Raw genomic sequence first — 6,335 nt, 5'->3', positions numbered from 1 at the left:
CGCTGTCGGATCCGAACCGCTTCAAGTTCGACGGTGACGGCTACTACCTGAAGTCGGCCGAGGACATGCGGGAGTACTGGGACTCCGAGGTCCCCGGTGCCGCCGACTCGACGCTGCTGATCGCCGAACGCGTCGAGTCCTATGCGGACGTCTACACCCACAAGGACCGGATGCCGGTCTTCGACGTGCCGGACGGCCACGACGAGGCGACCTGGCTGCACCACGAGGTGCTGGCGGGCCTTACACGGCGACTGCCGGACGGGATCGCGGTCGCCTACCGGGAGCGGGCCGAGTACGAGCTGGACGTGATCATCCAGAAGGGTTTCCCCGGCTACTTCCTGATCACGGCCGACCTGATGGCGCACGCACGGCGCGTCGGTATCCGGGTCGGTCCCGGCCGTGGGTCGGCGGCGGGCTCGCTCGTGGCCTACGCGCTGGGCATCACGAACCTGGACCCGCTGCACCACGGCCTGCTGTTCGAACGGTTCCTGAACCCGGAACGGGTCTCGATGCCCGACATCGACATGGACTTCGACGACCGCCGCCGCGGCGAGATGATCCGTTACGCAACGGAGAAGTACGGCGCCGCCCGGATTGCCCAGGTCATCACGTTCGGCACCATCAAGACCAAGGCGGCGCTCAAGGACGCCGCCAGGGTCCACTTCGGACAATCCGGTTACGGGATCGCGGACCGGATTGCCAAGGCGCTGCCGCCGCCGGTCGCGGCGAAGGACATCCCGCTCTCCGGCATCGTCGACCCCGCGCACGAACGGTACGGCGAGGCGGCCGAGGTGCGTGCCCTGATCGACACCGACGACGAGGTGTCGACGATCTTCGCGACCGCGCGTGGGCTGGAGGGCCTGATCCGCAACGCGGGGGTGCACGCCTGCGCGGTCATCATGTCCAGCGAACCGCTGGTGGACGCGATCCCGTTGTGGCAGCGGGACGACGGCTCGATCATCACCGGCTGGGACTACCCGTCGTGCGAGGCCATCGGCCTGCTGAAGATGGACTTCCTCGGCCTGCGGAACCTGACCGTCATCGGCGACGCGATCGACAACATCAAGTCCAACCGAGGCACCGACATCGACCTGGACGGGCTGGGGCTGACGGATCGGAACACGTTCGACCTGCTGGCACGTGGTGACAGCCTGGGGGTGTTCCAGCTCGACGGCGGCGCGATGCGAGACCTGCTGCGCCGCATGCGGCCCACCGGGTTCGAGGACATCGTGGCCGTCAACGCCCTGTACCGCCCCGGCCCGATGGCGATGAACACGCACAACAACTACGCCGACCGCAAGAACGGCCGCCAGCCGGTAGAGCCGATCCACGCCGAGCTGGCGGAACCGCTGCGCGAGATCCTCGCTGAGACCCACGGCCTGGTCGTCTACCAGGAGCAGATCATGCAGATCGCGCAGCAGGTGGCCGGTTATTCGATGGGCCGTGCGGACGTGCTGCGCCGTGCGATGGGCAAGAAGAAGAAAGACGTGCTGGAGAAGGAGTACGAGGGCTTCCACGCCGGTATGCGGGCGAACGGGTTCTCCGGCGAGGCGGTGCGGGCGTTGTGGGACACGATCCTGCCGTTCGCCGGGTACGCGTTCAACAAGTCGCACGCCGCTGGGTACGCGCTCGTCGGTTACTGGACGGCGTACCTGAAGGCGAACTTCCCGGCCGAGTACATGGCCGGGTTGCTGACGTCGGTGGGGGACAACAAGGACAAGTCCGCGGTGTACCTGTCCGAGTGCCGGCGGCTCGGGATCAGGGTGCTGCCGCCGGACGTCAATGAGTCGGGCCTGCGGTTCGCCGCGGTCGGGGACGCCATCCGGTTCGGCATGGGCGCGGTCCGCAACGTCGGTGCGCACGTCGTCGAGTCGATCGTCCGGACTCGCGCTTCGGGCAAGTACGTCTCGTTCGCCGACTTTCTTGACCGGTCGGAGCTGGTGGTCTGCAACAAGCGGGTGCTGGAGTCGCTGGTGAAGGCCGGTGGGTTCGACACGCTCGGGGAGACCCGGCTGGCGCTGGTTCAGGTGCACGAGGATGCCGTGGACGCGGTGGTGCCGTTGAAGCGCCGGGCCGCGATGGGGCAGTTCGACTTGTTCGGTCCAGCCGAGGATACGACCACGTCGCCGCTCGCGCACCTGCGGTTCGGTGATGGCGAGTGGCCGAGGAAGCAGCTTCTCTCCTACGAGCGCGAGATGCTGGGGCTGTATGTGTCGGCACATCCGCTGGACGGCGCGGAGTCTCTGCTGCGCAGGCATGCGCCCCGGCCGATCGCGGCCGTTCTCGATCGCCCGCCGAAGGAGGGTGAGCTGGTTGTCTCCGGGCTGATCACCGCGTTGGAGCGCCGGGTCACCAAGAAGGGTGAGCCCTGGGCGGTCTGCACTGTCTCGGACATGGACGGTGCGCTGGAGGTGCTCTTCTTTCCCAAGGCGTATGCGTTGTTCGCCGCGGATCTGGTCGAGGACAACGCGGTGGTGGTCAAGGGCCGGGTCAACTGGCGGGAGGATCGGATGTCCGTGTTCGGGAGCAGTCTCGCGGTGCTGGACCTGACCTCGTCCGGGGAGGACCCGCTCGTGTTGCACGCTCGGGTCGGTGTCGTGGACGAGGCGGTCGTGGTGGAGTTGGCGCGCACCCTCCTGGCGCACCCGGGTGACACACCGGTGCATGTTCGTGTCGGGCGGCGGGAGTTCGCGCTCGACCGGTATCCGGTCGCGGTGACTCCGATGTTGCTGGGGGAGCTGAAGGCGATCCCGGGGCTCACCGCGGATCGGTGAACCCGCGGGCTTGTGTGGGCACCCGAAAACCCGGCACCGTTTCGACATGCCCGTGCAACCTGGTTGACCGACGGCGCATTAGGAGGGCGGGAGCTACCGGAGATTGGGAGACACCGTGGGTGAGCGGGACCGCGACTACACCGACTACGTGACCGCGCACCTGCCGCGGCTGCGGCGGTTGGCCTACCTGCTCACGCAGGACTGGCACCGGGCCGACGACGTGGTACAGACGGCGATCACCCAGCTGTACCGGCACTGGCCCCGGGTCTCGAGGATGGACAACCCGGACGCCTACGCACGCACGGTGGTGGTGCGCTCGTTCCTCGGCGAGCGTCGCCGGTGGTCATCGCGGGTCCGGTTGACCGCCGAACCGCCGGACGGCCCGACCGGGGTGGTGGACCACGCAGGCCGGATCGCGGTGCGGACGGCGCTGGCCTCGGTGCCGCCGCGGCAGCAGGCCACGCTCGTGCTGCGGTTCTACTGCGACCTGAGCGTCGAACAGGTCGCGGACGTTCTCGGCTGCTCCCAGGGGACCGTCAAGAGCCAGACCGCGCGCGGCCTCGACGCGTTGCGGCGTGTGCTCGCCGACACCCCACCACCGATCTCACCCAGCGCGCAGAGGAGCACGTCATGAACGAGCAGGAGGTCCGGATCCTCTTGACGGACCTGGCCGAGACCCCGGCACCGCCGTCCCGGGTGGATGTGCCGCGCGCGGCGACCACGGCCCGGCGGCAGGCCCGCGTGCGGACGTGGACGATGACCGCCGCCGCGTCGGTACTCGTCGCGGGACTGGTCGTCGGCGTGACCTACGCCGTCGGCGGTGGCACACCGGCCCCCGAGCCGGTCGCGGGCGCACCGGCGCGGTTCGATCCGCTGATCCGGTACGCCTCGTTCGGGTGGGTGCCCGATGAGAACAAGATGAACTCGAGCTTGACCGTCGTCAACGACGGGCGGTTCGCCACCTCGGTCTCGGAGTTCGTGCCGGACCCGGCCCAAGGACCGATGGTCAGGCAGCCCGCCGCGGAGGTCGGCGTCAGCCTCTACGCGGCCGGCGTCAAACCCGAGTCCGAGGAGCCACTCGAGATCTGGGGGCCCACCGACCCCGCCCCGACAGTGCCCTACGCGCCGGTGACCGACGCGCCCGACGTCAACGGTGTGCCCGCGTACTGGGTCACCGTGCCGGGCGAGCCAGAGAGGATCATCCTGAAATGGCGCTGGGCCCCCGACGCCTGGGCCGAGGTGGACGTCGCCAGGATCGACGGCGACCTCCGGCAGAGCGCGCACCGGGTCGCGAGTGAAGTGCGCATCGGTGACACCGGGCGGCTGCGTTTCCCGTTCCACGTCACCGGACTGCCCGCCGGCCTGCGGCCCGTGTCCAGCTCCCTCAGCGAGGGCGGGTTCGACGCGCCGTGGCGTGTCGACCTCGACTTCGCCACCGACGAACAGACGGTGAACCTGCGCCTGGTGGCCAGCCCGATGTCCGCCGGCGACGACCGGGTGCCCAACACGACCGTCGACGGCCGCCCGGTCCTCCGCCAGACGGCGGGGGAGGAAAGCGGTCAGGGGGTGAGTGTCGCGGGATCAGAGTACTTCGACATGTTGTTCGTCGACGACGTCTCCGGTCTCCGGACCGACGTGCTCCTCCACACCAGGACGGAGGCCGACGCCGCACCGCTGGGGCCGGACGGTGCGGCGGGGGTCTTCCGCAACCTCACCGTCCACCCCGACCGCGCGGACTGGACGGACCGGCCGGACCGGCCGGACCGCTGAGTGGTATGAGGGGGCGGATAGTGACGCTCCCCGTCACTATCCGCCCCCTCATACCAAGGAAACGGGCTCGCGGTGGGGCTCTGCGTCGCCAGCCTGACGGCGTGGGGGACGTGGCTCGTGTTCGCCCGCGTCTGGCTGCCGGTGAACGGGCGGGTGCCGTGGTCGCTCCCGGAGTTCCTCGAGGACGCCTACCAGCGGGGAGTGGTGCGGTCTACCAGTTCCGACCCGCCCGCCTCCAGGACCGCCTGACGCGGCACTACCGGGCCAGGCGGTTTGCTCCACCCTGACTTTGCATGACCATTCACTGTCATGCATAATGACTCTCGTGTCCAAAGTGCTCACCTCCCTTCCTGTCGGCGAACGTGTCGGCATCGCCTTCTCCGGCGGTCTCGACACCTCGGTAGCGGTCGCGTGGATGCGCGAAAAAGGTGCCGTGCCGTGCACCTACACCGCGAACATCGGCCAGTACGACGAGCCGGACATCGACTCGGTCCCCGGCCGCGCGGCGGCGTACGGCGCCGAGCTGGCGCGGCTGGTCGACTGCCGGTCGGCGCTCGTCGAGGAGGGGCTCGCCGCGCTGGCCTGTGGCGCGTTCCACATCCGTTCCGGTGGCCGGGCCTACTTCAACACCACGCCGCTCGGCCGTGCCGTCACCGGCACCCTGCTGGTGCGCGCGATGCTCGAGGACGACGTCCAGATCTGGGGCGACGGCTCCACGTTCAAGGGCAACGACATCGAGCGGTTCTACCGCTACGGGCTGCTCGCGAACCCGTCGCTGCGGATCTACAAGCCGTGGCTGGACGCCGACTTCGTCACCGAACTTGGCGGGCGCAAGGAGATGTCGGAGTGGCTGGCCACCCGCGACCTGCCCTACCGGGACAGCACGGAGAAGGCCTACTCCACGGACGCGAACATCTGGGGCGCGACCCACGAGGCGAAGTCGCTCGAGCACCTCGACACCGGTATCGAGATCGTCGACCCGATCATGGGCGTGCGGTTCTGGGACCCCGAGGTGAACGTCGTGGCCGAGGACGTGACGGTCGGCTTCGAGCAGGGCAGGCCGGTGACGATCAACGGCGAGGAGTTCGGCTCCGCCGTCGACCTGGTGATGGCGGCCAACGCCATCGGCGGCAGGCACGGCATGGGGATGTCCGACCAGATCGAGAACCGGGTCATCGAGGCCAAGAGCCGGGGCATCTACGAGGCGCCGGGCATGGCGCTGCTGTACGCGGCGTACGAGCGGCTGGTCAACGCGATCCACAACGAGGACACCCTCGCCAGCTACCACCAGGAGGGCCGGCGGCTGGGCAGGCTGATGTACGAGGGCCGCTGGCTGGACCCGCAGGCGCTGATGTTGCGCGAGGCGCTGCAGCGGTGGGTCGGCACGGCGGTCACCGGCGAGGTGACGCTGCGGCTGCGGCGCGGTGAGGACTACTCCATCCTCGACACGTCCGGGCCCGCGTTCAGTTACCACCCGGACAAGCTCTCGATGGAGCGCACCCAGGACTCCGCGTTCGGCCCGGTCGACCGCATCGGCCAGCTGACCATGCGCAACCTCGACATCGCGGACTCGCGGGCCAAGCTCGAGCAGTACGCCGGGCTCGGCATGGTCGGCAGCAAGCACCCGACGTTGATCGGCGCCGCGCAGGCCGCCTCGACCGGCCTGATCGGCGCGATGCCGGAGGGTGGCGCCGAGGTGATCGCCTCGCGCGGCAAGGTCCTCGACGACGACGAACTGCTCGACCACGCCGCGCTCGAGTCCGGCAACGACTGACCGCCGTGGCACGTGAC

Annotated in this window: 5 protein-coding genes; all 5 read left to right on the top strand. The window is 69.3% G+C overall.

What is annotated here, in order from left to right; all coding sequences use genetic code 11:
- Positions 1-2,774: DNA polymerase III subunit alpha (gene dnaE, locus WBA97_RS07575; protein ID WP_424229995.1), on the top strand; the 2,774-nt coding region annotated here is incomplete at its 5' end.
- A 115-nt stretch (positions 2,775-2,889) separates the two neighbouring features.
- Positions 2,890-3,408 carry a SigE family RNA polymerase sigma factor gene (locus tag WBA97_RS07570; RefSeq protein WP_424229994.1) on the top strand — a complete coding sequence of 173 codons (519 nt, stop codon included), beginning with the start codon at positions 2,890-2,892 and terminating at the stop codon, positions 3,406-3,408.
- Complete coding sequence (locus tag WBA97_RS07565; RefSeq protein ID WP_424229993.1) at positions 3,405-4,544, top strand: hypothetical protein; 1,140 nt, start codon at positions 3,405-3,407, stop codon at positions 4,542-4,544. The genes WBA97_RS07570 and WBA97_RS07565 overlap by 4 nt, the downstream gene beginning before the upstream one ends.
- 72 nt (positions 4,545-4,616) lie before the next feature.
- Positions 4,617-4,793, top strand: coding sequence for a hypothetical protein (locus WBA97_RS07560; RefSeq protein WP_424229992.1), 177 nt, complete (start codon positions 4,617-4,619; stop codon positions 4,791-4,793).
- Between the two features lie 76 nt (positions 4,794-4,869).
- Positions 4,870-6,318 (top strand): argininosuccinate synthase, encoded by a 1,449-nt coding sequence (gene argG / locus WBA97_RS07555; protein ID WP_424229991.1) that lies wholly within the window; start codon positions 4,870-4,872, stop codon positions 6,316-6,318.
- Positions 6,319-6,335 lie beyond the last annotated feature (17 nt).

The organism is Actinophytocola sp. (assembly GCF_049647105.1).
GTDB lineage: Bacteria > Actinomycetota > Actinomycetes > Mycobacteriales > Pseudonocardiaceae > Actinophytocola.
Note: the sequence above shows the minus strand (reverse complement) of the source record. Positions and strands in the feature narration are given on the sequence as shown.